At 30.9% G+C, this 24,544-nt stretch carries 24 protein-coding genes; 10 read left to right on the top strand and 14 right to left on the bottom strand.

The genetic code is table 11. The features are described 5' to 3' along the window. Nucleotide 1 precedes the first annotated feature (1 nt). Together hslV and rplI are read right to left on the bottom strand one after the other, a co-directional pair. Nucleotides 2-550, bottom strand: coding sequence for an ATP-dependent protease subunit HslV (gene hslV / locus ACYQ19_RS02880; RefSeq protein ID WP_459977919.1), 549 nt, complete (start codon nt 548-550; stop codon nt 2-4). Then, entirely contained in the window at nt 550-990 is a 441-nt protein-coding gene (gene rplI / locus ACYQ19_RS02885) for a 50S ribosomal protein L9 (RefSeq protein WP_459977920.1), read from the bottom strand. Before rplI ends, hslV begins: the two co-directional genes overlap by 1 nt. 87 nt (nt 991-1,077) lie before the next feature. On the opposite strand from rplI, the gene ACYQ19_RS02890 reads away from it, so the two are divergent. From ACYQ19_RS02890 to ACYQ19_RS02910, 5 genes are read left to right on the top strand one after another with little or no spacing between them, the layout of a single operon-like run. Beyond that, nucleotides 1,078-1,503 (top strand): PAS domain-containing protein, encoded by a 426-nt coding sequence (locus ACYQ19_RS02890; RefSeq protein WP_459977921.1) that lies wholly within the window; start codon nt 1,078-1,080, stop codon nt 1,501-1,503. Then, a complete protein-coding gene (locus ACYQ19_RS02895) occupies nt 1,503-2,687 on the top strand; it encodes a hypothetical protein (protein ID WP_459977922.1) in 1,185 nt (394 codons plus the stop codon). The genes ACYQ19_RS02890 and ACYQ19_RS02895 overlap by 1 nt, the downstream gene beginning before the upstream one ends. Continuing rightward, nucleotides 2,687-3,067 carry a hypothetical protein gene (locus tag ACYQ19_RS02900; RefSeq protein ID WP_459977923.1) on the top strand — a complete coding sequence of 127 codons (381 nt, stop codon included), beginning with the start codon at nt 2,687-2,689 and terminating at the stop codon, nt 3,065-3,067. The genes ACYQ19_RS02895 and ACYQ19_RS02900 overlap by 1 nt, the downstream gene beginning before the upstream one ends. Further along, nucleotides 3,064-6,153: an ATP-binding protein gene (locus tag ACYQ19_RS02905; RefSeq protein ID WP_459977924.1), complete on the top strand. Its 3,090-nt coding sequence runs from the start codon at nt 3,064-3,066 to the stop codon at nt 6,151-6,153. Before ACYQ19_RS02900 ends, ACYQ19_RS02905 begins: the two co-directional genes overlap by 4 nt. A 5-nt stretch (nt 6,154-6,158) precedes the next feature. Next, on the top strand, nt 6,159-6,521 hold the full coding sequence (locus tag ACYQ19_RS02910; protein ID WP_459977925.1) for a response regulator: 363 nt from the start codon (nt 6,159-6,161) through the stop codon (nt 6,519-6,521). Here ACYQ19_RS02910 and mqnE read toward each other — a convergent pair. After that, nucleotides 6,515-7,579 carry an aminofutalosine synthase MqnE gene (gene mqnE / locus ACYQ19_RS02915; protein ID WP_459977926.1) on the bottom strand — a complete coding sequence of 355 codons (1,065 nt, stop codon included), beginning with the start codon at nt 7,577-7,579 and terminating at the stop codon, nt 6,515-6,517. The genes ACYQ19_RS02910 and mqnE overlap by 7 nt on opposite strands. Before the next feature lie 72 nt (nt 7,580-7,651). Here mqnE and ACYQ19_RS02920 point away from each other — a divergent pair, with 72 nt between their 5' ends. Both ACYQ19_RS02920 and ACYQ19_RS02925 read left to right on the top strand, forming a co-directional pair. After that, nucleotides 7,652-10,099, top strand: a complete 2,448-nt coding sequence (locus tag ACYQ19_RS02920) for a [protein-PII] uridylyltransferase family protein (protein WP_459977927.1) — start codon at nt 7,652-7,654, stop codon at nt 10,097-10,099. Continuing rightward, nucleotides 10,096-11,748 carry a diguanylate cyclase gene (locus tag ACYQ19_RS02925; RefSeq protein ID WP_459977928.1) on the top strand — a complete coding sequence of 551 codons (1,653 nt, stop codon included), beginning with the start codon at nt 10,096-10,098 and terminating at the stop codon, nt 11,746-11,748. Before ACYQ19_RS02920 ends, ACYQ19_RS02925 begins: the two co-directional genes overlap by 4 nt. Here the strand turns inward: ACYQ19_RS02925 and ACYQ19_RS02930 are convergent. Beyond that, on the bottom strand, nt 11,745-12,512 hold the full coding sequence (locus ACYQ19_RS02930) for a 3'-5' exonuclease (protein ID WP_459977929.1): 768 nt from the start codon (nt 12,510-12,512) through the stop codon (nt 11,745-11,747). The two genes, ACYQ19_RS02925 and ACYQ19_RS02930, sit on opposite strands and share 4 nt — an antisense overlap. Nucleotides 12,513-12,659: 147 nt before the next feature. Between ACYQ19_RS02930 and aroF the strand changes: the two genes are divergently transcribed. Both aroF and ACYQ19_RS02940 read left to right on the top strand, forming a co-directional pair. After that, a complete protein-coding gene (gene aroF, locus ACYQ19_RS02935; protein WP_459977930.1) occupies nt 12,660-13,718 on the top strand; it encodes a 3-deoxy-7-phosphoheptulonate synthase in 1,059 nt (352 codons plus the stop codon). A gap of 141 nt (nt 13,719-13,859) precedes the next feature. Further along, entirely contained in the window at nt 13,860-15,392 is a 1,533-nt protein-coding gene (locus ACYQ19_RS02940; RefSeq protein WP_459977931.1) for a multiheme c-type cytochrome, read from the top strand. A gap of 177 nt (nt 15,393-15,569) precedes the next feature. On the opposite strand, the gene ACYQ19_RS02945 is transcribed toward ACYQ19_RS02940, so the two are convergent. The 4 genes from ACYQ19_RS02945 to lgt all read right to left on the bottom strand — a co-directional run bounded on the left by ACYQ19_RS02945 (nt 15,570) and on the right by lgt (nt 18,623). After that, nucleotides 15,570-15,809 carry a c-type cytochrome gene (locus ACYQ19_RS02945; RefSeq protein WP_459977932.1) on the bottom strand — a complete coding sequence of 80 codons (240 nt, stop codon included), beginning with the start codon at nt 15,807-15,809 and terminating at the stop codon, nt 15,570-15,572. A gap of 92 nt (nt 15,810-15,901) precedes the next feature. After that, the gene (locus ACYQ19_RS02950) at nt 15,902-16,597 is read right to left on the bottom strand and encodes a cytochrome c biogenesis CcdA family protein (protein WP_459977933.1); all 696 of its coding nucleotides are present in this window, start codon (nt 16,595-16,597) and stop codon (nt 15,902-15,904) included. Continuing rightward, nucleotides 16,594-17,823 (bottom strand): protoporphyrinogen oxidase, encoded by a 1,230-nt coding sequence (gene hemG / locus ACYQ19_RS02955; RefSeq protein WP_459977934.1) that lies wholly within the window; start codon nt 17,821-17,823, stop codon nt 16,594-16,596. The genes ACYQ19_RS02950 and hemG overlap by 4 nt, the downstream gene beginning before the upstream one ends. Next, nucleotides 17,820-18,623: a prolipoprotein diacylglyceryl transferase gene (gene lgt / locus ACYQ19_RS02960; protein WP_459977935.1), complete on the bottom strand. Its 804-nt coding sequence runs from the start codon at nt 18,621-18,623 to the stop codon at nt 17,820-17,822. The genes hemG and lgt overlap by 4 nt, the downstream gene beginning before the upstream one ends. A 280-nt stretch (nt 18,624-18,903) precedes the next feature. Here lgt and ACYQ19_RS02965 point away from each other — a divergent pair, with 280 nt between their 5' ends. Then, nucleotides 18,904-20,178: a (Fe-S)-binding protein gene (locus tag ACYQ19_RS02965; RefSeq protein WP_459977936.1), complete on the top strand. Its 1,275-nt coding sequence runs from the start codon at nt 18,904-18,906 to the stop codon at nt 20,176-20,178. Between the two features lie 166 nt (nt 20,179-20,344). Here ACYQ19_RS02965 and selD read toward each other — a convergent pair whose 3' ends face one another. The 6 genes from selD to yedF all read right to left on the bottom strand — a co-directional run bounded on the left by selD (nt 20,345) and on the right by yedF (nt 24,436). Further along, nucleotides 20,345-21,388, bottom strand: a complete 1,044-nt coding sequence (selD, locus tag ACYQ19_RS02970; protein ID WP_459977937.1) for a selenide, water dikinase SelD — start codon at nt 21,386-21,388, stop codon at nt 20,345-20,347. Between the two features lie 30 nt (nt 21,389-21,418). Next, nucleotides 21,419-21,775, bottom strand: coding sequence for a DsrE/DsrF/TusD sulfur relay family protein (locus ACYQ19_RS02975; protein WP_012663494.1), 357 nt, complete (start codon nt 21,773-21,775; stop codon nt 21,419-21,421). A 67-nt stretch (nt 21,776-21,842) separates the two neighbouring features. After that, nucleotides 21,843-22,118: a heavy-metal-associated domain-containing protein gene (locus tag ACYQ19_RS02980; RefSeq protein WP_459977938.1), complete on the bottom strand. Its 276-nt coding sequence runs from the start codon at nt 22,116-22,118 to the stop codon at nt 21,843-21,845. A gap of 1 nt (nt 22,119) precedes the next feature. Then, the gene (locus tag ACYQ19_RS02985) at nt 22,120-22,719 is read right to left on the bottom strand and encodes a mercuric transporter MerT family protein (RefSeq protein ID WP_459977939.1); all 600 of its coding nucleotides are present in this window, start codon (nt 22,717-22,719) and stop codon (nt 22,120-22,122) included. Beyond that, entirely contained in the window at nt 22,719-23,831 is a 1,113-nt protein-coding gene (locus ACYQ19_RS02990; protein WP_459977940.1) for a transglutaminase domain-containing protein, read from the bottom strand. Before ACYQ19_RS02990 ends, ACYQ19_RS02985 begins: the two co-directional genes overlap by 1 nt. An 8-nt stretch (nt 23,832-23,839) precedes the next feature. Continuing rightward, nucleotides 23,840-24,436, bottom strand: coding sequence for a sulfurtransferase-like selenium metabolism protein YedF (gene yedF / locus ACYQ19_RS02995; RefSeq protein ID WP_459977941.1), 597 nt, complete (start codon nt 24,434-24,436; stop codon nt 23,840-23,842). Nucleotides 24,437-24,544: the final 108 nt, after the last annotated feature.

The raw sequence follows: 24,544 nt of genomic DNA on the forward strand, positions 1-24,544 counted from the left end.
TCTATTCCTTTTCGAGTTTTAATATTTTAATATTATGATTAGTATAAATACATAAATCCGCCGCAATATGTAAAGATTCTTTAACAAGCTCTTCAGGAGACAAATTCGAATGTTTTGCTAAAGCTCTTGCAGCAGAAATAGCATAATTACCCCCACTACCAATTGCAGCGAGTTCTCCGTCTTCAGGTTCAACAACGTCTCCGTTGCCGCTTAATATAAATATATGTTTTTGATTTAAAACTATCATCATAGCTTCAAGACGTCTTAAATATTTATCCTGTCTCCACGCTTTACCAAAATCAATTACTGATTTAACCAAATCACCTTTTCTATTTTCAAGATTTTTTTCAAACATATCAAATAATATAAAAGCATCTGCTGTGCTTCCGGCAAAACCTGCAAGAACTTTGCCGTTATATAAAGTTCTAATTTTTGTAGCATTACCTTTTAATACGGTATGACCAAATGTTACTTGACCATCTCCGCCTATAACTGCAACGCCATTTTTTTTATATCCAAGTATGGTTGTGGCTTCCATATTAATTTTCATTACTCGCCTTCAACCACTAATTTTAAATTAGCATGTATTCCATGTCCTAATTTAACATCAACTGTATATTCACCAACACTTTTAATCTGTTTCATATCAATGTGTTTTTTATCAATATCTATATTATGCTCTTTTAAATGCTCTGCAACTTCTTTATTTGTAATTGCACCATATAATTGTCCATTTGCACCTAGTTTATGTTTAATATGTAATGTTAGATTTTCTATTTTTTCTTTTAATTCATTAAGTTTAGCAAGCTCTTTTTTTAACTCTTCTTCTTTTCTTTTTTGTTCTTCTTGCCATTCTTTTATTACTTCATCTGTTGCTATTTTTGCAAAACCTTTAGGAATAAGAAAATTTCTTGCATATCCGTCTTTCGCATTTTTAATTTCACCAGCTTTTCCCAAACCTTTTACATCTTTTATTAATAAAACCTTCATAAAAATCCCTTTTTTTATTTGCATTTTACTAAATTTTAGTTAAAATAGCAAAAATGTCACTTTCTTATCATTCAATAAAGGTGAATAATGAGACCTAACCCAATAGATGAAGAAGTTACTTTCGAAGATGCAGGTGTTTTAAATAGACCAATTATTAGTAAAACTGATTTAAAAGGCATAATAACTTACGTAAATACTCCTTTTTGCAAGCTATCTGGATACTCAAAAGAAGAATTATTAGGTAAACCTCATAATATTATAAGACATCCTGATATGCCAAAGTCAATTTTTAAACAAATGTGGAATACAATTGAAAAAGGTGAAAAGTTTAGAGGATTTGTAAAAAATTTAAGAAAAGATGGAAGATATTACTGGGTTGAAGCATTTATTGAGCCTATATATGATGATAACGGGGTAAAAATCGGTTACATTTCTATGAGAAAACCTGTTTCCGAGTCCGATAAAGAAAAATATGAAAAACTTTACAAAGAAATGAAAGAAAAGGAAGAATGATGCTTATTATTTTAGAAAACAATCAAATTAGTGGAATAGAAAAAAGTTTATTAAATGTTTTAGATACTGATTTAACTTCATTATCAGATCTAATAAATATTTTAAACCTTCAGTTATCAGCAATTCAAAACACTCTTTTAAATATAAATAACAAGCAATTTTCCGTTGAAGAAATTGAAATACTATCTACAAAAAATATAAAAATTTTTAATTTAAAATTAGAAACAGAAGAATTAGCTCAATCACAAGAAACATTATCGGAAGAAAAATTTAGTGACATTATTTTACAAAAATCCGAAACAAATTTAAAAGAAGAAACGTCTCAAGAACCAATGATTAATCTATTAAATGAAGAAGAAAAAGCTGAAGACTTTTTAGTTATACCACAAATAGAACCAGAAGAAGAAACACCTTCCCTTGATATAGGTATTGTTGAAGAAAAAACAGAAGAACACGAAGAAACAAAAGAAGAACAAAAACCTGAAGATAAATTAATAAACTTTGAAGAAGAAAAAATAGAATTTGAATCTCCTCAAATAGAAGAAGAAATATCTGAAATACAACAACCAGAATCAGGTGTAATAGAAATTTCTTTTGAAGATGATTTAGAAGAAATCAGAAACATATTAAATATGAATAAAGAAGAATTCAATAGAGCAATTACATCTGAGTTAAAAAAAGCTTCTGAAGAATTAGGGATTGATTATAACGAATTAGTTAAATGGCATGACCAACTAATTGATCAAATAAAAGATGAAAAACCGCTTATTTACAAATATATTAATAAAAAAGATTACAATAGTCTTCATGAAAGCTATCATAAATTAAAAGGTGCGGCTTTAAATCTTAGATTATCTAAAATAGCGCTTGTTCTAAAAAAACTTGATGAATTATCAAAAAGTAAAGAAGATATAGAAAAAATAAAACAAATTACTGATGATTTCTATAATTTAATTGAAAATGAAGCAATTTCATTAACTGAGCAAAATGAGTTAGCACATTCAGAAGAATCTATAGAAAAACCTGACAAATATATTGAAGACATTATCATAAAGACAATTCAAACATATTTAAATACTCAAAACGAAGCACAATTCCAAAAAGATAAAAAATATATTGAAAAATTATTAAATACAAAAATTGATTCGATTGAAGACTTACAAAAAATAATCAAAGGAATGTAATGAAAAAATTATTTTTCATTTTATTTTTATCAATAGGTCTTTTTGCACAAAACTTATATTTTGATGCATATAAAAACATTCAAAAAGCAAAGAGAGTTATTAAAACTAACCCTCAAAAAGCTGAAAGACTTTTTATTGAAGCTTATAGCTATCTGAAGCAATTGGTAAACACATCTATTTCAAATAATAAACCCTCTGCTAATGCTTTCAATCTTTTAGGAATTATGTATCTTAAAGGATGGGGTGTAGATAAAAATGAAGAAATGGCTATAAAACTTTTATGTGCGGCTTCTCAACTTGGCAATAAAAAAGCACAAAAAACTTTAAATAAATTAAATGTAACATGCAAAAAAATTAATTTTAAGGAGCTTAAACAATGAAACTTTCATTAACCAAACTTTTGGCAATTGCTATATGGATCCCTTCATTAGTATTGATATCATTTAGTGGATACTTTTTATATAACAGTTACCAAAAATATGTAACAACTCAAAAAAGTTTAAAATATTTAGAACTGGCTAAAAGAATAGAAAATATGCTTGTATATCTCGGTCAAGAAAGGGGAACTAGTTCTATTTATTCAGTATCAAAAGGTGAATTCCCAAATTCTAAACAACTTTTGCAAAGCAAAAGAGTTTTAATGAATAATGCAATAAGACACTTCAAAGAGTTCATAAAAGAAAACCCTGAATTTTATACTGAAACTAAAAATATTATTACATTGATAAATAAATTACCAGAAATAAGAAAAAGTATTGATAACTTCAAAGACAACTATATTAAAAATGAATTCTTTAATTATTACACAAAATTATCTACAGAACTTATGAATACTGAAGGAAAAATATTAAAAAGATTCCCAGCAGAATTAAAACCTTATTATGTTTTAAAATTCCAATTTGAAAAAATGGTTGATTATACTGGTATTATTAGAGGGTTTGGATCTTATTATATTACTGCAGATGAACCGATAAGTGAAGATGAATATAAAAACATCCTTTTAAAATATTATCATGATTCAAATGTCCTTTTAACAGAAGTATTAAAACACAAAACCGCTAGTAGTTTATACAAAAGTGCATCATTCCTAAAAACAGAAAAACAGATAAAAGAAATTATATTCTATCTACAACAAGCAAACCAAGAATATTATATAAATGGTGAATTTAATGGGTATCCAATTGATGCTCTTGATTATTTCAATATTTTCACTAAAAGAATTACGTATTTTAAAAGAACAATTGAACACTTAGATTCTGACATTACAAAAAAACTTAATGAAATCGTTTCACAAGCTATCCAGACAAGAAATATTAACATTGCAATTTTTATAATTGCAATTATTATATTAATAATCGGTTACTATCTAAACAGAGCTATTTTAAAACACATTAAATCACTTTCAAACTTACTTACTTCTCTTACACCTATTACTGGTAAAGAGGTTCAAGTTGACATTACAACACCGCAAGGTATGGATGAAGCACTTAGAATTGTGGACGAAGCCATTAAAGTCACTCAAGAATCGGTTAAAAAAGCCGAAGAGGCAACAAAAGCAAAATCACTATTCCTTGCAAATATGTCTCATGAAATCAGAACACCGCTAAATGGTATTTTAGGTTTCTTGGAACTATTAAACACTACGGATTTAACAGAAGAACAACTAGACTATGTAAATACAATTTCTCAAAGTGCAAAAAACTTACTTCAAATTGTTAACAACATCTTAGACGTTTCAAAAATCGAAAGTAATAAAGTTTCACTTGAACTTATTGATTTCAAAGCAGTAGATGAATTTGAAAATACTATTGAATTATTCGGAACTCCTGCTGCACAGAAAAACATTGAACTTACTACACAAATTTCACCAAATATTCCTTCAGTAATTAAAGGTGATATTTTAAAAATAAAAGAAATACTTACAAATTTATTAAGTAATGCTATTAAATTTACGCCAAATAACGGACATATACATGTAAAAATTCAATTGGAAAAAATTATAGATAATAAAGCTAAAATTTATTTTGAAGTTAGAGATAGCGGTATTGGAATGAGTGAAGAGCAAAAAGAAAAAATATTCGAAGCATTCTCTCAAGCAGACGAATCCGTTACAAGAAAATATGGAGGGACCGGACTGGGATTAACTATTGTTAAATCTTATGTAGAAATGATGGGTGGAAAAATTTACCTAGAGAGTGAACTAAACAAAGGAACAAAATTCTATTTTGATTTATTATTTGATATTGTTGATCCTAAACCAAAATATGAAAAAAATATTTTTGCAAATAAAGAAATTGCAGTTTTAAATACAATTACTGAAACTTTAAGAAAAGAGACTACTTTAGAATATTTATCATATTTCGGAACTGAAAAAGTAGGTTTTAACAATGCTCAAGAATTAAACACTTTAAAAAATAGAGAAAAGTTCGATGCAGTTATGATTTTCTATGAAGAAAGTGATAAAAAAATAATAGAAGAATTAAATAATATTAATCTTCCTAAAATATTTGTAGCATCATATTCTAAAAAAGAAGAAATTAATAAATTAGATTATGATTCAGTAATTTTTGATCCAAATGTTCCATCTAAAATTTTCAAAGCATTAGAATCACTTAATGAATTAAGAATAGAAACAGCAGCAAAAGCTGAAGAAAAACCTCAACATAAAGAGATTTACTCATTAAAAGCCCTTATTGCTGAAGATAATCCTATTAATCAAAAACTTCTTCAAACAACTTTAAAATCCCTAGGAATTGAAAGTGACCTTGCAAATAATGGACTTGAAGCATTCAATAAATATACAATTAATCCTGATAAATATGATGTAATATTTATGGACGTTCAAATGCCTGTAATGGACGGACTTGAAGCAACACAAGAAATTCTTGAATTTGAACAAGAAGAAGGAATACAGCATACACCTATAATTGCTGTAACAGCAAACGTATTAAAAGGTGATAGAGAAAGATTCTTAGGTGCAGGAATGGATGAATACATTTCTAAACCGATATCCAAAGATGCTTTACTTAAAATTCTGGAAAGAGTTGCTCATGGTGACTTCAGCAAACATTATTCTGAATCACAAAGTAACGAAAACATTCAAACACAACAAACAGAGAGTATAGTTACACCAACTAAAACAGAAGAAAAAGCTCAAGAAAAACAATCAGTAATATTAGCGACTACAAGTCCATTCCTTTCAAGTTATATAAAACACATAATAAATGATATAATTATTGCCGAAAATATAGAAGAACTAACAAAAACTTTAAGTAAACATAGAAATGCAATTATTATGATTGATGAAAATTTCGATGAATTAGATGAAATCAGGTTTTTAATAAAATCTCTTAAAAAATTAGCACCTAAAAAAATAATTGTGCTAGGAGATGAAAAAATTGAAGAAGCAGATGTTACAATTACAGATTTCAAACCTGAAACAATTCAAAATGTAATTAAAGGATAATAAAAATGCCAAATAAAAAAGTTTTAGTTGTAGATGACGATCCAATTAATAGAAAACTTATCGTTAAAATCCTTTCAAAAAAAGGATTTGAAGCTATAGAAGCAGGAAATGGAGTTGAGGCTTTTACTGCTTTGGAAAATAACGATGTCGATATAATTTTACTCGATATCGTTATGCCTGTAATGGATGGTATTGAGTTTTTAAAAGAAATAAAAACCAAGCCAACTTATATTAATGTTCCAATTATTATTTTAACCACAGATGATAGTAAAAAAACCCAAGCTTTGGCACTAGGTGCCAATGATGTAATAATTAAACCAATATCTCCAGTTACATTATTAGAAAAAATAGAAAATTATATTCAATAATATTTAATTTCGTTATATAAACTATCCCTCTCTACAGGGATAAATCCACTATCCTTTATTAAACTTACAAGTTCAGATAATTGTAATCCATTTGATGATGCAGCGCCTGCTGCAGAATTGATTGATTCTCTTTCAATAGTTCCATCTATATCATTTGCTCCATATTCTTGAGCGACTAATGATAAATTAAGAGTCGTAGTTACCCAATAAGCTTTTATATTCGGAATATTTTGTAGTAATATTCTACTAATAGCTATAGTTTTTAATATTTCGGTTCCAGTTAAAAATTTTGTTACATTTAAATAGTTGTTTTTTCTTTGATATACAAGAGGTATAAAAGCATTAAATCCGCCTGTTTTATCCTGAAGTTTTTTTACTCTCAAAATATGATCAATTCTGTGAGATCTATTTTCAATATGTCCAAAAAGCATGGTTACATTTGATTTCTTACCCATTCCATGCCAAATTTCATGAATCTTAAACCAATTTTCACTACTAACTTTGCCTTTACATATTTTTGTTCTGATCTCCTCATCAAATATTTCTGCTCCGCCTCCAGGCATAGAATCAACGCCCGCTTTTGCCATATCTTCAAGAACTTCCGAATAGCTTTTACCGCTTAATTCACTAAAGAAATTCACTTCAGCTGCTGTAAATGCTTTAATATGAATATCGGGAAGTTCTTTTCTTATCTCTTTAATTATATTCATATAATAATCATATCCCACTTCAGGATTATGCGCAGATACTACATGAACTTCTTTTGCACCTTTTTCATGTGCATTTTTTGCAATTTCAACACATTCATCTATACTTAAAGCATATGGGTTTGGGTTTTTTCTGTGGGCGGAAAAAGCGCAAAATTTGCAAATATCTTTACAAACATTACTTGGATTAATATGTCTGTTGATATTAAAATAAGTTTTTTTACCAAATTTTTCTAATCTTATTTTTTGAGCCACTTTTCCCAAAACTGACAAATCTAAATCATATAAGTTATTTGCTTCTTCCACACTTAATTCATCATTATTTTGAAGTTTTTTTATCAAATTATTCATATTTTTCCTTTTCAACTTAACTACTTCACAACTTCACTACTTTTTCGTTAAAATATCATAAAAGGAGAGAAAATGCAACTGCAACAAATCATATATACCTCCGAAAATGACCTTGAAATTGCTAAAGCAATTAAAAAAGAAATTAAAGAATATCTTAATAGTATTAAAGTTGAAGGCGGTAAAGATTTCTTTGTAAAACACACTAAAAAAATGGATGAATTTGTTACATTAATATATAAATATATTTTAAAAAAGACTTTCCAAGAATTTCAACCTCCTTTTAATAATATTCCAATTTCAATTATAGCACTCGGTTCATACGGTAGAGAACAATTATCAATTTATTCAGACATCGATATAATGATCGTATATAAAGACATTAATGGTTATAACCTAAAACAGATTATTGAAAACTACATAACAATGCTTTGGGATTTAGGATTAAAAATCGGTCATAGAGTCCATGAATTAAAAGACCTTTTTCCGGCAAGTAACGAAGATATCACGATTAAAACTGCAATGCTTGAAAGCAGATTTATTTTCGGAAGCAAGTTTTTATGGTATGAAATTCAAAATGAACTAAATAAAATAAGAAACTACAATAAAAAAGAATATATTCTCGCAAAATACAATGAAATGTTAGAACGTCATAAAAAATATCCTATATCCATGGAACCAAATATTAAAGACGGATTTGGTGGTATTAGGGACTCAAATACCCTGCTTTGGATAAATAAAGTAATTTTCAATTATCCTAACAATGCTTATCTTGTGCCAAAATATGCCAGTGAAGAAGATTTCAAAGAGTATAGAACTTCTCTTGAGTTTTTATTTAAAGTAAGAGTGTATCTTCATTTAGCAGCTAAGAAAAAAATAGACAAAGTTTTGCTTGCATATCAAAGAGAAATAGCTTTAAATATGGGATATTCCGACTCACCAAGAATTACTGCTGAGAGAAAATTTATTAAAGATTTGCTAAAAGCACTTTGGAATGTAAATACATTTACATCTATAGTCATAAAAAAAATCATTAAACCATATCTTTACAAACACACATTTTCCCAAATGAAAAATAAAAGAGTTAAAAAAGATTACTTTATATGCGATGAAACAATATATACAAGATTTAACAATAAAGAAAATTTTAAAGATCTTCTAAAATCTTTAATAGAATTAAACTATGAAAAATATGATGTTTCGATAGTATCAAATTTAAAAGAAAAAAAATATTCAATTACAAAAAAATTAAAAAAAGACCTTTTTTATAAAAAAAATCTCTATCCATTATTATTTGCATTATATAAATCAAAAAAACTTGAAAAAATAATTCCTGCATTTGAAAAAATCAAATATCTTGCCCAATTTGACGGATACCACCAATATCCAGTTGACATACACTCATTATATACGGTTAAAGAAATAGAACATTTACAAGAATTTTATGATTTAAGCGATTCTGATAAAGCAATTTTACGTTTTACCGCCCTATTTCATGATCTCGGAAAAGGTAGAATAGAAGATCATAGCATCGTAGGAGCAAAAATAGCAAAAGAATATGCTGATGAAATGGGTATGCCGGATTCAGAATTAATAGCAAAACTAGTAAGACATCATACACTAATGTCCAATATTGCTCAAAGGGAAGATATACATAACGATAAAGTTATATTATCGTTTGCTGAAATAGTTCAAACTGAAAGATTTTTAAATCTTTTATATCTTTTGACAATTGCAGATATAAAAGCCGTAGGAGAAGGTATATATACACCTTTTAAAGAATCTCTATTAAAAACTCTTTATTTTAATACTTTAAACGCACTTGAAAATAAAGAATTAATTAATGAAATCGCTGGAAGAAAAAGAAAAGAAAAACTTTTATTATCAAAAGAATCATTCCAAAATTTACCAAAATCATTCCAAAAAAAGGTTCTTTCATCACCTTCTAATCAGCTATTTTTACAAAACTCAGTAAATGAAATACTAAATATTCTTAATTGGATCAAAGATACAAGGCAATTTAAATATAAATTTGATAATGACAGACATTTAATAATTCATATTGTCAAAGACGATTCATTAAATTTTTCATTAGGATGGTTTTTGGATAAACTTGCAAAACTGGAATTAAATCATTTATCAATATATAAAATAGGAAATTTAAAATATTTTAAAATCGAATTCAATAAAAATGTAGAAGAATTCGACTTACCTTTGATAGGTGAATATATAGAAAAAGCATTTAAGAACATATTACAAATTAAACACAAAGTAACTTTTAAAAAAGAAGAATTTGAAATAGATTGTAATCATTCACAAAATTATGCTGCAATGAAACTTAAAACAAAAGATAAAAAAGGAATTGTTTCCACAATCATGCAAGTTTTAGATGATTTTAATATTCGCGTAGAAGATGTTAAAATATCCACTCAAAAAAATATTGCAAGAGATTTATTTATAATTTCTAAAGAAAACGGATTTTGTGAAAAACTGGATCAAATATTAAAAAGGTTATGTGAATGAAGAAAAAAATTTTGTTAATCATTGCTCTTATAATGATTATTTCAACTATTTTAAGAACTATGATTGTAGGATATTCTTTTTTAAACTTTTCTAATTCAACTATTGAGAATGAAGCTAATTTATTAAAAGATCTTCTTTTAGAGGTAAAAGATAAAAACAAATTTTTAAACATTATACAAAAATCTCATCATATAAAAGAAATTAAATTTATAAATAAAACTACGAAAAACACCACAATTATTTCAGATTATGAACATAAAACCTTTACTACTTTATTACCTTTTTCGGAAAATGAAACACTTAAAATAGTTTTTGAAGCTGATAACTACTTTAAAAAACTTCAAGATACTTTCATTCAACTTATTTTTATTGCATTTGTGTCCTTAATTATTATTATTCTAATTGTAAATTATTTTTTAACTCCGTATTTAGAAATATTAGAAAAAATAAAAACATCAACACATAAAATATTAAGCGGTGATTTTAATCAACAAATAGATACAAAATTAAAAGGTGAAGCAAAAGAGTTTGTTGATTCTTTTAATGTTTTTCTAGAAAAATTAAAAGAAAGTTTTGGTGTAATAGAAGAAAAATATACATCTTTAATTGAAAAAGAGAGATCAGATGATCCATTAAACGACGCTAAAGAAACCATAGAACAGCTCGCAAATATTTTTAAATTCAAAAATATGATCGAAGAAGATAATACTACTGATGAAATATTTAACAGATTGGTTGATGTTCTTTTAAGCTTTAAAATTAACAATTTTGCACTTATAGGTATAGATAACTCGGAAAACACAACTTTCGAGATATATAAACAAGGCGATATTTGTTGCGACGTCCTTGAAAATTTTCAAAATTGTCGTGCGTATAGATTGAAAAAAAGCATAAATTCTCAAGAATTTCCAAAAGTATGTTCTATGCATTACTGCGAAAATGAATATATATGTATTCCTTTTAGCGCAAGTGGAAATTTCACAGGAATTTTAAAGATCAACATAAATTCACAAAAAGAAAAAGAGCATATAAATAAAAACTTACCATACATAAAAGCCTATTTAAATGAAGTATCAGCAATTATTGAAGCAAAATATACTCTTGAATTACTTCATAATCAATCGATAAAAGATCCGTTAACAAATTTATTTAATAGAAGACATTTGGAAAATATTTTACCTATGCTTGTTGCAACTGCGCAAAGGAGAAATGAAAAAATAGCATTTTTAATGATTGATATGGATTATTTCAAAAAGGTAAATGATACATATGGACATAAAGCAGGAGATACCGTCCTAAAAACACTTGCCAACATTTTAATAAATAATGTTCGAAAAAGCGATATTGTAATAAGATATGGCGGTGAAGAGTTTTTAATAATACTTCAAAACATAAAACACCCGGAAGATGCATTAAAACTAGCTGAAAAAATAAGAAAAAATGTTGAAAATACTAGAGTTCAATTAGATCATTCAATAATCCAAAAAACTATAAGCATAGGAATAAGCCTTTATCCTGAACATTGTAAGCAAGGATGGGAATGTATTAAATATGCTGACATGGCTTTGTATAAAGCCAAAGAAAATGGAAGAAATCAAGTCGTATTATTTACAGATGATTTAAAAAAGAAATATGAAGAAAACGATTAATTGTTTTTTTTCTTCTTTTTACATTTATTTTTAGTAGGAGCTGCAAATTCTATTAAATCCTCTGCCGTTATAATATTATCAGGCAAATTCTCAAGACACATTAAAAATATTCTTGCTGTTGTTTTGGCATCACCTAAAGCTCTATGATGTATTTCTTCTGGCAGTTTTAACTCTTCCATTAAATATTTTAGCCCATATCTTTCGGCTTTTAATGTTTTTTGCGATAAAGTTAAAGTGCATAAAAACCTATTTAAAAGTTCACCTAAATTTTCTTTTTCAAATTGATGAGCCAAAAAATTATAATCAAAATCAGCAGCATGCGCTACAAAAACACTATCAGCTAAAAAAAGTCTGAATTTTCTTAAAATTTCTTTCTGAGTAGCTTCGTTTTTTAACATATCCTGATTAATACCTGTCACTCTTTCAACATATTTTGGGACTTCTTTTGCATATATTAAAAACTCAAACGTATCTACAATTTTTAAGTTTTTTATTTTAACAGCCCCTATTTCTATAACTTGACCGATATTTGGTTTAGAGTTATTAACTTCAATATCAACAATACAATATTCATATTCTTTGTAAGGTGTTATTGCAGTTTTTAAAACTACAATATCATCTTGAATAATAAGCGGTAACCCCTGAAATTTTAAAAAATCAACTGCATTTTCAAAACTAAAATCCGGATATAACTCTTTTATATAATGTAAGAACTCTTGTTTACTTATTCCTATTTTTAATTTTTCTAAAAACTTTTTCTTCATGCCAAGCTTTTTGATGAAATTATATCATAAAGCATAAGATATAACATTTTGTAATTTATAAAGAAAAAAATTATTATTTAATATAATTTATTGTTGATTTTGAAACTATTTTGGATATAATAAGCAAAATTTTTCTAAAGGATGATTATGGTTTTAGTAATGAAAATAGGTGCAACTCAAGAAGAAATAAATAGCACAATTGAACAAATAAAAAAATGGGGGCATGATGTAAGTTTAGCTCCAGGTGAAAAACAGGTAGTAATTGGAATTATTGGCGATAAAACAGATTTAGCAGGAAGACCTTTACACACACTACCAGGTGTAGCAAAAGTTCTAGAAGTATCTGCCCCTTATAAAAGAGCAAGTAGAGATTTCCATCCTGAAGATAGCATTATTGATGTTGATGGTATTAAAATTGGCGGTGGTCATAAGGTTATTATAGCAGGTCCTTGCAGTGTAGATACGGTTGAAAATGTAGTATATCTTGCAAAAATCGCAAAAGAAAATGGAGCTCATATGTTAAGGGGTGGCGCATACAAACCTAGAACATCACCATACACATTCCAAGGTCATGGTGAAGAAGGTTTAAAAATGTTAATGGAAGCAAAAAAAGAAACAGGGCTTCCAATAGTTACAGAACTTATGAGTATTAATGATATAGATATAGTATATAAATATGCTGATGTTATTCAAATAGGTGCAAGAAATATGCAAAACTTTCCACTCCTTAAAGAAATAGGTAAGTTAGATAAACCAATAATATTAAAAAACGGAATTGCTTCTACAATCAAAGAACATTTAATGAGTGCGGAATATATTATGAGTGAAGGTAATAATAATGTTATCTTATGTTTAAGAGGAACAAGAACGTATGAAACTGCAGTTAGAAACACATTGGATGTCACACTAGTGCCTATTATGCAAAAAATGACGCATTTACCTATTATTATCGATCCTTCTCATGCTGCAGGAAAAAGAGAGTTTGTAAGCGCTCTAGCATATGCCGGAATGGCAGTAGGTGCTGATGGATTAATCATAGAAATGCATAATTGTCCTAAAGAAGCATTAAGTGATGGTGATCAAGCATTACTACCTAGAGATTTTGAATATTTAATGAAAAAACTAAAAGATTTAAAACCTTGGTCTCAAAAAGAATGGTGGGAATTTGACAAACAAAAAGAAACAGATTGTATAAAAGTAAAATAACAACCTCAAACTCTTCTTTTCTTTCTTTTAATATTACTTCAAAAATTTTTTAAAAATTTGTTAATTTTTCTTTCTGTGGCACTTTTGAGACACTTTTTTTAATTACAATACTAAAGAGAAAAAAATCCTCAAGGAGCTAAAATGAAAAAAGCACTTACGGCTGGGTTAAGCGTAGCAGCGATTGCAAGTTTTGCATTTGCAGCAAACAGCTTAGATTCAAACCCAAACTACAAAAAGCTTAAAAACTTTAAACCGCAAGGTGTAACAAACGATCAATGTCTAATGTGTCACAAAGCTCAAGATCCTGGTATCGTAGCTGACTGGCAACATTCTAAACACGCAAAAGTTGGTGTAGGATGTGTGGAATGTCACGTTGTTCCTAAAGACTATCCAACTGCTTTCAAAGCACACCCAATGCAAGGAAGCAACTGGACAGTTCAAATTGCAGTATCTTCTGTAACTTGTGCAAAATGTCACGCAAAAGAAGTTACTGAATATATGAACTCTGGACACTCAAGAGGTGCAGCTCAATGGCTAGCAACTCCTAAAAATAAACATGGTTACCTAATGACAAAACTTTCATATCATTATGAAAGTTTAAAAGGTGCTAACAAATCTTACCTAGTAGATGGTAAGACAATGAATAAAGGTATCAGAACAGATGGTCCTACTTTCCAAGCTAATGAAAAATCACCAAGAGTAGCAGACCTAAACGTTGCAAACATCTGTATCCAATGTCACGGAACTACAATTAAACTTGACAAAAACGGAAGACCTGATGCAACAACTTGGCCAAATGATGGTATTGCTGCACTTTATCCAGATGGTGGGGTTTCAAACTGTCTATCTTGTCACAGCAGACATAAATTCTCTGCAGCTGAAGCTAGACAACCTGCAAGTTGTAACAACTGTCACTTAGGTCCTGACCATCCAATGAAAGAAGTATTCGAATCTTCTGTTCACGGACACATCTTTGAAACAAATGAAGAAGATTACAAATTTGACACTGGTGAACAAATCCCAGGTAAAACTGTAAGAGCTGGAACATGTTTCACTTGTCACATGGCTGAAATTGGTGGAAACAAAGCAACACACAACGTTTCACTTAGACTAAAATGGAACCTTTGGGCACCTGATAGTTTCTTAAGAACTGGTGGTTATGAAACTGCAGGTTGGGCATTCTGGAAAGGTGGTGGAAAAATCACTGCTAGCACAGTAACTAGAGGTAATCCTAAAGCAGGTAACCCTCAAGGTCCAGAAGCAGCAAGAGCTGCAATGAAAAAAGTTTGTATGGTATGTCACGAAGCAACATTTACAAACAACTATTTCCAAAGAATTGATGCAGCTGTAACTGTATATAATCAATACAAATCATTTGCAAACAAAATGATGAAAGATCTTAAATCTAAAGGTCTAATTAAATCTGATGTATGGAGCGATCCATTCTTTAAACTATACTACTACCTATGGCATCATGAAGGTAGAAGATTCAGACATGGTGCAGCTATGGGATCACCTGACTATGCTCACTGGCATGGTGTATTCCAAGTAATGCAAGATATCAGAGAAATGAAAGATATCTATGATTACAGAATGAAAATGCTTAAAAAATATGGAGATCCTAAAAAAGCATTGGCAAACGAAGTTCCAATGCCAGTTGTTACTCACGAATAATATTTCTTCTCCCTTTTTGGGAGTTTTTATTATTAATAATAGTGTCTGGCACTATTTCCGACTATCGTTTCCGACTATTCAACCACTAAGTGTCTGTCACTAAAATACATATTTTTAAGGCAGATACTACGAATATTTATATAATAGTATCTGCCTTCAAACTTATAAATAAACTATTTATTTTTTACCAAATTCTTTAGCTGCCGCTTCAATATCAGCATCGCTCATATTTTTAACGGCATTTACCATCATCGGATTACCTTTTCCAGCTTTAAATTCTTTTGTTTTTTTAACAATTTCTGCCGGAGTCATTGTATCTAATTTCACAGCCATACCACCATTATGACACATTGCACAATTAAAATTTCCTGCAAATGCAAAACCAGCTACTGCTACTACTGCTAAAAGTTTTTTCATATTTACTCCTTTTCTTTTTATCGCGTTATTATACTTTAAATGTAAAAAATTACAAAAATTTGACATTTTATATAAGAATAAATTATATATATTTACATTATTGTTTTATATAAAATATATATTCCTACACCAATTAATAAAAATCCTGAAATTTTTTCAATTATACCCATATAACTTTTCATTTTATCTATTAATTTCATACTCCAAACGGTAAATAATGCCATTAAAATAAAAGGTGTCGCAAGCCCTAATGTATAAAGAACCATCATAGAAACAGCCCTTGCTGGTTCAGTAGCCGCCATACCGATTATTGTTCCAAAAATAGGCCCAATACAAGGCGTCCAACCGAATGCAAATGAAAAACCGAGTAAAAATGCGCCTGCATTTTGAAGGTTTAATCTTTTTTCATACTGCAAAAAATTAAACTTAATAAAACCTGCAACATTTATACCAAACAATATAATAATTAACGCTAATACAACATTCACCCATTTATATGCAAAAATATTGCCTATTAAATTTGCACTTGCGGCACCTATTAAAATAAATACAGATGCAAACCCGGCAATAAACAGGACAGAATTTACAAATATTTTCAATCTTTCTTTACTACTAAGCTCTTTTTCTTTAAGTTCCTTTGCACTAATTCCCGTAATATAAAAAAAATAAATCGGAACAAGAGGTAAAACACACGGCGAAAGAAACGATAAAAGTCCAGCAATATAACTTACAATAAACGGCATCTTATCAAAATAGTCAAATAACTGAAACGTTAAATTATCTATCATTTTTCAGCCTTTATTTTTTGAGCTAATTCAAAAGAATTTTTGATACAATCATTAAAACTGACACCATTATAAGCATTGCCTGTTAAATAAACATTAACGTTTTTTGCTTCATCCATAATTTTTTTAACCAAATCCTGGTGCCCTAATGAATAATTAGGTATTGCATTTTTGTGCATTTTTATCCATTTGATTTTCGGATTTGCGTTTTTAATAATCTCATAAACGTCTTTTTCGGCTATTTCTATAATTTCCTCTTCACTCATATCTTTAATATCCGGATATCTGGCACCACCAACCATTGCACGTATTCCGTTTCTGTTAGGAAAAATATATTTATCCATTAAAATCCCAAGAGTTTTATTCTCAACCGTCAAAATTCCGAAGCACACAGGCGAAATACTCTCGTAATCAAACCCTACAATCGCAACCGGGTTATAAGGAATTTTATTTAGTAGTGAACTTAGTTTTTCAAATTTTTTCAAAATTTTTGCAGCATCATATGCAGGCGTAGCGATTACAACTTTATCAAAATCTTTTAATTCATCAATATCTTTAATCTCTTTTTTAATAAACTGGGCTTTTGTTTTTTCTTTTAACTTCTCAATCATTTCGCTCATACCATATTCAAACGAATGAAGCTCACCCGTAGGCTGCCCTCCTCTTTTAAGTTTTATCATTCCTTTAAAAAGAGAGCCATATTCGCACTCTATTTTTTTTAGTTTTGGAAAAGCTGCGTTCATTGATGTAATTTCAGGAGTTGATGCGTATATTCCGGCAAGCATAGGGGTCATCATACGTCTTTTAAATTCAGCCCCAAGCCTTCTTGTGGCAAACTCGGCAACACTTTCTTCCCTGTCACATACAGGTTTTCTGAAAAATTCCATCGCTACATCAAACTTGCCTTTCAATGAAAGAATATCGCTTGTCAGAAAATCCAAAGGTTTTAGAGGGATTTTAATAAGTTTGTTATCATATATATATCTTATTTTTGAATTTTCATTGGCTTTTATCGGCTTTATTCCGATTTCTTCACAAAGTTCCATGGTTTTAGGAGAGTTGCTCAAAAAGCCGTTAACACCCTCTTCCATTAAATATTTACCGACTTTTGCAGTATATGCCTTACCGCCCCATTTTTCTTTTTCAAAAACACTTATTTCAAAATCATTTTGCAGATAGTATGCAAGACTAAGCCCGCTTATACCACCGCCGACAATAGCGAGTTTCATAATCTTCTCCTTTTAATATATAAAAACATTCCAAAAATAATCATAAAAAAGCTTAAAATTTCACCCATTGTAAAATGCATAAATATAAATCCAAGCTGCGGATCAGGCTCTCTCCAAAGCTCACATATACTTCTAAATATTCCGTAAAGTATAACATATAAAGCAATCAATTCCCCATCATTCTTACGCCATTTTTTATAATAAATATATAAAATCACAAAAACAACCACACCTTCAAAAAAAGCCTCATAAAGCTGACTCGGATGCCTTAAAACACCATTTACATAAATTCCCCAAGGCACATCTGTAACCCTACCGAAAAGTTCCTGGTTTAAAAAGTTGCCTATCCTTCCAAAAACATATCCAACAGGCACTGCCAATGCAACAATATCAAGTATTTTCCACATATTTACATTTTTTATTTTCCAATATAAAAGCGTAGCAATTGTAAAACCAATAACCGCCCCGTGGTAACTCATACCCCTGATTCCAATAAACTCACCGCCTCTAAAAGGGTTAAACATCTCCCATGGATGACTAAGATAATACCCGTTATTAGGAACATAAAACACAAAATACCCTATTCTCGCACCAAGAATAATACCTATTTCAACCCATATAAAATATTCATCTATGATTTTTCTATTAATTCCCTCAAGTTTTGCAAATTTAATAGCCGCCCAGTATCCCGTAACAAGCGCCAAAACATACATTATTCCATACCAGTGAATTTTAAATATACCCAAATCAAAAGCTACTGGATTAAAATGAGAGTAGATATGTTGCCAGTATTCGAGCACTTTTTACCTTTTTTGCGAAAATTATATCACATTCTTGCAGTTTTAAAAGTTGTTAAGGTTATTGAATTTAATTGTATATTGGTGTATTAGTTATTGAAATTAATTAAAGGTTAGTAAGTTATTATGGTTTGAGAATGATTTCGTGTCTATCACTATATCTCAATTCTCTCTATACTCTAAAAAATCTTTTGATTTTTTAGAGACCCCTTTTTTTTATTATCCATTCACTATTGACATTATTAAAATAGTATGATAAATTGCAATTCAAAAAGGAACTGCTTTGTTTAAGTTTTCCGACGTTTCCGATATGTGCATTAAATGCGGTAAATGTATTCCGGGGTGCACCATCCATAGAATAAATCCTGACGAAACCACATCTCCAAGGGGTTTTTTAGATCTTTTAAAAGGCGTAGAAGAAGGTGAAATAGAACTTGACAAAAACGCCAAAGACATATTTGAAAGCTGTTTTTTATGCAATCAGTGTGTTGAAGTATGTCCAAACTCACTTCCTACAGATTTTATGATTGAAAACGTAAGGGCAAAAATTGCTGAAAAATATGGAATAGCTTGGTTTAAAAGAGCCTTTTTCTTTTTACTTAAAAACCGATGGGCATACGATATCGTAAGCAAACTGGGTTATATGTTCCAAACATGCGGATTTAAAATAGAAGCCGATAAAAACGCTATGAGAAGCCGCTTTAACATACCTATGCTTAAAAAAGGAAGACTCTTGCCTTCCATGAAACAAAAATCTTTTCTTAAAAAATACCCTGAAAAAATACCAGCACAAAATCCAAAAAAAAGAGTGGCTATTTTTATAGGATGTATGGCAAACTATAACTATACGGAAGTCGGTGACGCACTTGTAAGCATTCTAAAATTCCTTGATATCGATATATTTATTCCCAAAAAACAGCTCTGCTGCGGAGCGCCTGCGTATTTTACCGGGGATTTTAAAACAACGGAAGAGCTTATCAGATACAACATAGAATATTTCGAAAGTTTTATAGACCAAGTCGACGCAATAATTGTGCCTGAAGCCACTTGCACCGCAATGCTGAAAAAAGACTACGAAGAATACATCCACGCACATATGGATGAAAATTGGGCTAAAAGACACCAAAAAATAAAATCCAAAATCTTTGGAACAACCGAATGGCTCTATAAACACACAGACCTGAAAGCCAAACTTGAAAATAAAAAAAGACAGCCAGAAGTCATAACATACCACAACTCATGCCATTTCGGTAGAGTGTTTAATATTAAAAAAGAACCAAGAAGCCTGCTTACTCAGGTTTATCAGATAAACGAAATGAGCGATCCTGATATGTGCTGTGGATTCGGAGGGATCACAATACAGACGGAAAAATTCGACCTTGCGGTAAAAGCCGGACAGAAAAAAGCAGAAGTCATCAAAGCTGTGGACGCTGATATTGTAAGTGCGGAATGCAGCGCCTGTAGAATGCAGATAACAGAACAGCTCGACAAAGCGGGAGATAATAAAATATTCAAACACCCGCTTGAGCTTATCGCCAAAGCAATAAACGAAAAATAAACAATAATCAGCTTATTTAAGAAATATTACTTTTTTCAAACGGCTTCGCTATGGTTCCCGAAATTTCACAGAAATTTCGACCGCTACGCTGCAAATGTTTTCTCAAAGCAATTTTTCCTCAAATTATTAAATTCATCAAAAGAAACAATTTTAATTTTCCATTAAATTACACCACTTTTATAAATTTATCCTCTTTCTCTTTCACGTTTCCTATAACTTTTGCAAAAACACCTTCATTCCCGGCTCTTTTTAGATATTCTTCTGCTTTTTCCTGAGGAAGTGAAATTAAAAGTCCTCCGCTTGTCTGTGCGTCAAACAAAATCATCTGTTCTTCAAAACTAAGATTTCTAACAAATTCCACATATTTTTCAACAAATATCTGGTTATTGTAGCTTCCGGCAGGTATGATTCCCATACTCGCTTGGTTAATCGCTTCTTTAATAAATGGCACTTTGTCAAACTCTACCTCAATTGTGAATTTCTTGCCGCTCATTTCATAAAGATGACCAAGAAGTCCGAAGCCCGTAACGTCCGTCATTGCGCTTACTCCGACTTCCCTTGCAATAATACTTGCTTTATAATTTAGCGTTCTTAGTATTTCGGCAACTTCGCCTGCTACTTCGTCACTTACCAGATCAGCTTTTATAGCGGTTGTAAGTATCCCCATTCCCAGAGGTTTAGTAAGGATTATTACATCGCTTTTGTTTAAAGTATTGTTTCTTATCATTTTTTCAGGATGAACCACTCCGGTAACACTCAGCCCGTAAAGCATTTCAGGCGTTTCAATCGTATGGCCTCCGGCAAGAACGCCTCCACATTCGTTTATTTTATCCTCACCGCCTTTTAAAATCTCTTTTAATACTTCCCTATCGTGATGACACGAATCAAATCCCACAAGGTTGAGTGCCGTTTTAACGTCACCACCCATGGCAAATACGTCACTAAGCGAATTAGCAGCGGCAATTTGCCCGTAAACAAAAGGGTCGTCAACCACAGGCGTTATGAAATCGACCGTCTGAACAAGCGCAATATCTTCGGTTATTTTATAAATACTAGCATCTTCATTGCCTTCAAATCCTACAAGCAGGTTTTCATTATTGCATCCTAAAACGCAGGTTGTGTCGTTGAGCTCCTCCGGAGCCAGTTTCCCCGCTCATCCAGCTGCTCGAACGTATTTCGTAAGTTTGGCTTCATTATTTAATTTTAGCATTGCCGTCCTTTACCAGCTTATTAAATTTCATTAGAAAGTCAGCACCTGGTCACACTCTTCTACCCAGTCAGCCAAATCGTTCATAGTGGCTTTAATTTCCGGTGCAAAATACGGCTCGTTTTTGTAAATTCCGCATCTTGCCTGACATGTTCCGCAGACTTTCAGTTTTACGCCGTCTTGATACATTTCTTTAAGCATTGCCACAAGATCGTTGTCGTAATTATCCGGTTTTTTATTGCAGTCTCTCGCCAAATCCACAGAATCGTTCATAAGGAAAATTCTCACGTCGTGTCCGCGCCCGTGCATATTTTTAGCAAGTCTCAGTCCGTTCCAAGCCACATCGCTTCCGTCATAAGGTTCTCTATTGAATATAAATAATACTTTCATTTTCACTCCTTTAAATTTTTTTATAAATTTCTTCACAACTTATCCACTTATCCACTTCACAACTTAGCTACTTCACAACTTCAACCACTTTCCCCTTATACCCCACCACTTCAATGGCATGTAAAAGTTTTGACGTATCTGTTTTGGTGTCATCATACACAACTTTCGCTTTTTTAGTGCTTAAAAGAACTTTTGCCTTTACTACACCGGGTGTGGTTTTAAGACTTCTTTTAATGGCACTCGTGCATAAAGGACACGTCATGCCTTCAATTTTTATTATTACAATTTTTTCAGCTGCAAAAACTGATGTTATTAATATAAGCCCAATAAAAAATTTCTTCATATTATTCTCCTATGAATAAATACTGAGCCCAGTATGGATAGCTTAGCATTATAGCAACAAATAACGTCCCGATACTCAAATATTTCACATAATTTTTGCAAATACTTCCTTCACATACAGGTCTTTTACGTAAGCGGAAAAAATAATTCCACCATAGATAAACAATAATTATAACCGCCACTATCGTAAAGTATTCCCTATACGGCGCAAAAATATGTAAAAAAGACAAACTTCCGACACTCATACCAAATACTAAAAATAAAAGAGGGCCTAAACAACATGTGCTTGCAAGGACTGCAGTTACAACAGCTCCTGCTATCAACGCCCAAAACGATTTGCTTTCCTTATCAACTCCACCATTTTGTGACAAGTCAAGCCCACATTCGTAACCTTTTACTATTCTAATTATTGTATTTTTTCCTTCTTTTTTCGTATCAACAAAAAGCCCCAGGTTTTGGGCAAATCTTTTTACGTTTTGAATGGAAGAGAAAGAGTTTACTTCAACTTCGAGTATTCCCTCTTCCATCTCTTCAAGCGCGTCTTTTGTTCTGAGCACTGGTTCTGGGCACGGCAAATCTTTACAATTTATATACTTTATCATTAAAACAACTCTTGTGATGTAATTTTATAAGCAAAACTTTTAGGAACATAATAATTAAGCACCTCATCTTCAACTTCAGCATACGGATATCCAAACATATTAAGAGGATATTGAGTCGGTTTAGGATAAAGCACGAAATCTCTTGCGTGATTAAATCCCACCCAGTTCATTTCCCACGAATGCAAGTATCTTTTGATAAGCTCCTGCACTTTCGGATCGTCGTATTTTCTGCCTTCTACAAGTTCAAGTTTTGTAATATCCGCCGGATCAGTCGGAATCCAGCCGGCTCCCGGAATGTAATATTCAGCCCTGCAGTGCTGCCATGTAGTAATATCTGCAAAGCCGTTTTTGTCGCTTTTTCCAAGCGCTTTAGAAAAATGGCTCTTACCAAGCCTGATTCCGAACACTTCCCTTGCAGGAATACCGGCAGCTCTTGTAAGCGCTGTAAAAAGTGAGCTTAAATCGGTGCATTTTCCACCATAGTATCCATTTTTGTAGATATCTTCGATATCTTTTTGCGTTACCATTTTATTCACATCACCCTTACCACATCCTACAACTTTTGAATCCCTGAACGTATGTTTTGTGCACCAGTAATAAATTGCCTTTACTTTTTCGAATCTGTCGGTTTTACCATGTGTGATTCTATCAGCCAGAGCTTTAATAATTCCTGTTGTCGGAATATGCTCGGTCGGTTTTAAAAACTTTTTCACATCTTCCGGTATTGGCAGGTTTTGTTTGCTTGCTTCTTCTATTTTTTCAATCGACACACTTCTTGGTTTAGTTTCGATTATCATTTCAAGGTATGCAAGTTTTTTATTAGGTGATTTATTCCACTCGGCATAAAACGTGTTTGCGTTGTATTCGTTCATTGAATTGATATCGTAATCGTTATAATTTCCCGCAAATTTCAAAAACTTAACCCTCTGATAATCAGCGTTAAAAGGCAGAGGATTCCACAGCCTTGCAGGGTATTCCTTTTCGTAATATCTGATATCAAAAGCGTAATTCACTTTAAATCTTCTAACCTCATCATTTGCACTGACAACACTAGGCATAGCAGCCACCGCACCTAAAGCCACACCTGTTTTTAAAAAGTCTCTTCTTTTCATTTTATTCCTTATAAACTTATAACTTCAGTATGTAAAAGCATATCCATCGTATCGTATGCGTTTCCGATTTCCCCTACTTTTAAATCTTCGGCAGAGATATTGTAGTGATTCATACATAGACCGCACGAATAAATCTTTACACCTCTTTTTTCAAACTCTTTGAGTATTTCTATTACTTCGGCATTTTCTTCTTTTGTGGTTAAAAACACGCCTTCGTTTACGAAAATAATGTTTTTAGGCAGTTTTTTAAACTCAAGCGTAGTTTTTAAAAACCCTTTCATAAGAATACTTCCAAGCTCTCCGTTTCCGACTTTGTCCGTTTTAATAAATAGAGATTTGTTTAAAAATTTCTCCTCATCTTCTTCATCCGCAACAATAGCACACTCATAACCCTTAACGATTGTTATTAACGTATCTCCATTTTCAAGCTCTTCGACTTTCGGTTCAAATCCGTTATTCATTGCATATCTTTTTACGTTTTGAACGGATGAAACTGAATTTACAAGAACCTCAAGTATTCCTTCATCCATCTCTTCAAGAGCTTTTTTAGTCTCAAGCACAGGTTGAGGACAAGCCATATTTCGGCAGTCTATTTTTTTATTCATTTTACGTCCTTTTTAATTAATAATATGTAATGACTAGAATATAAAAATTAATACCGGTAAGCAATGTTCAATTTAAACTGCACACTACACACTACTTACTTCCTACTT

It is taken from the genome of Nautilia lithotrophica (assembly GCF_054656815.1).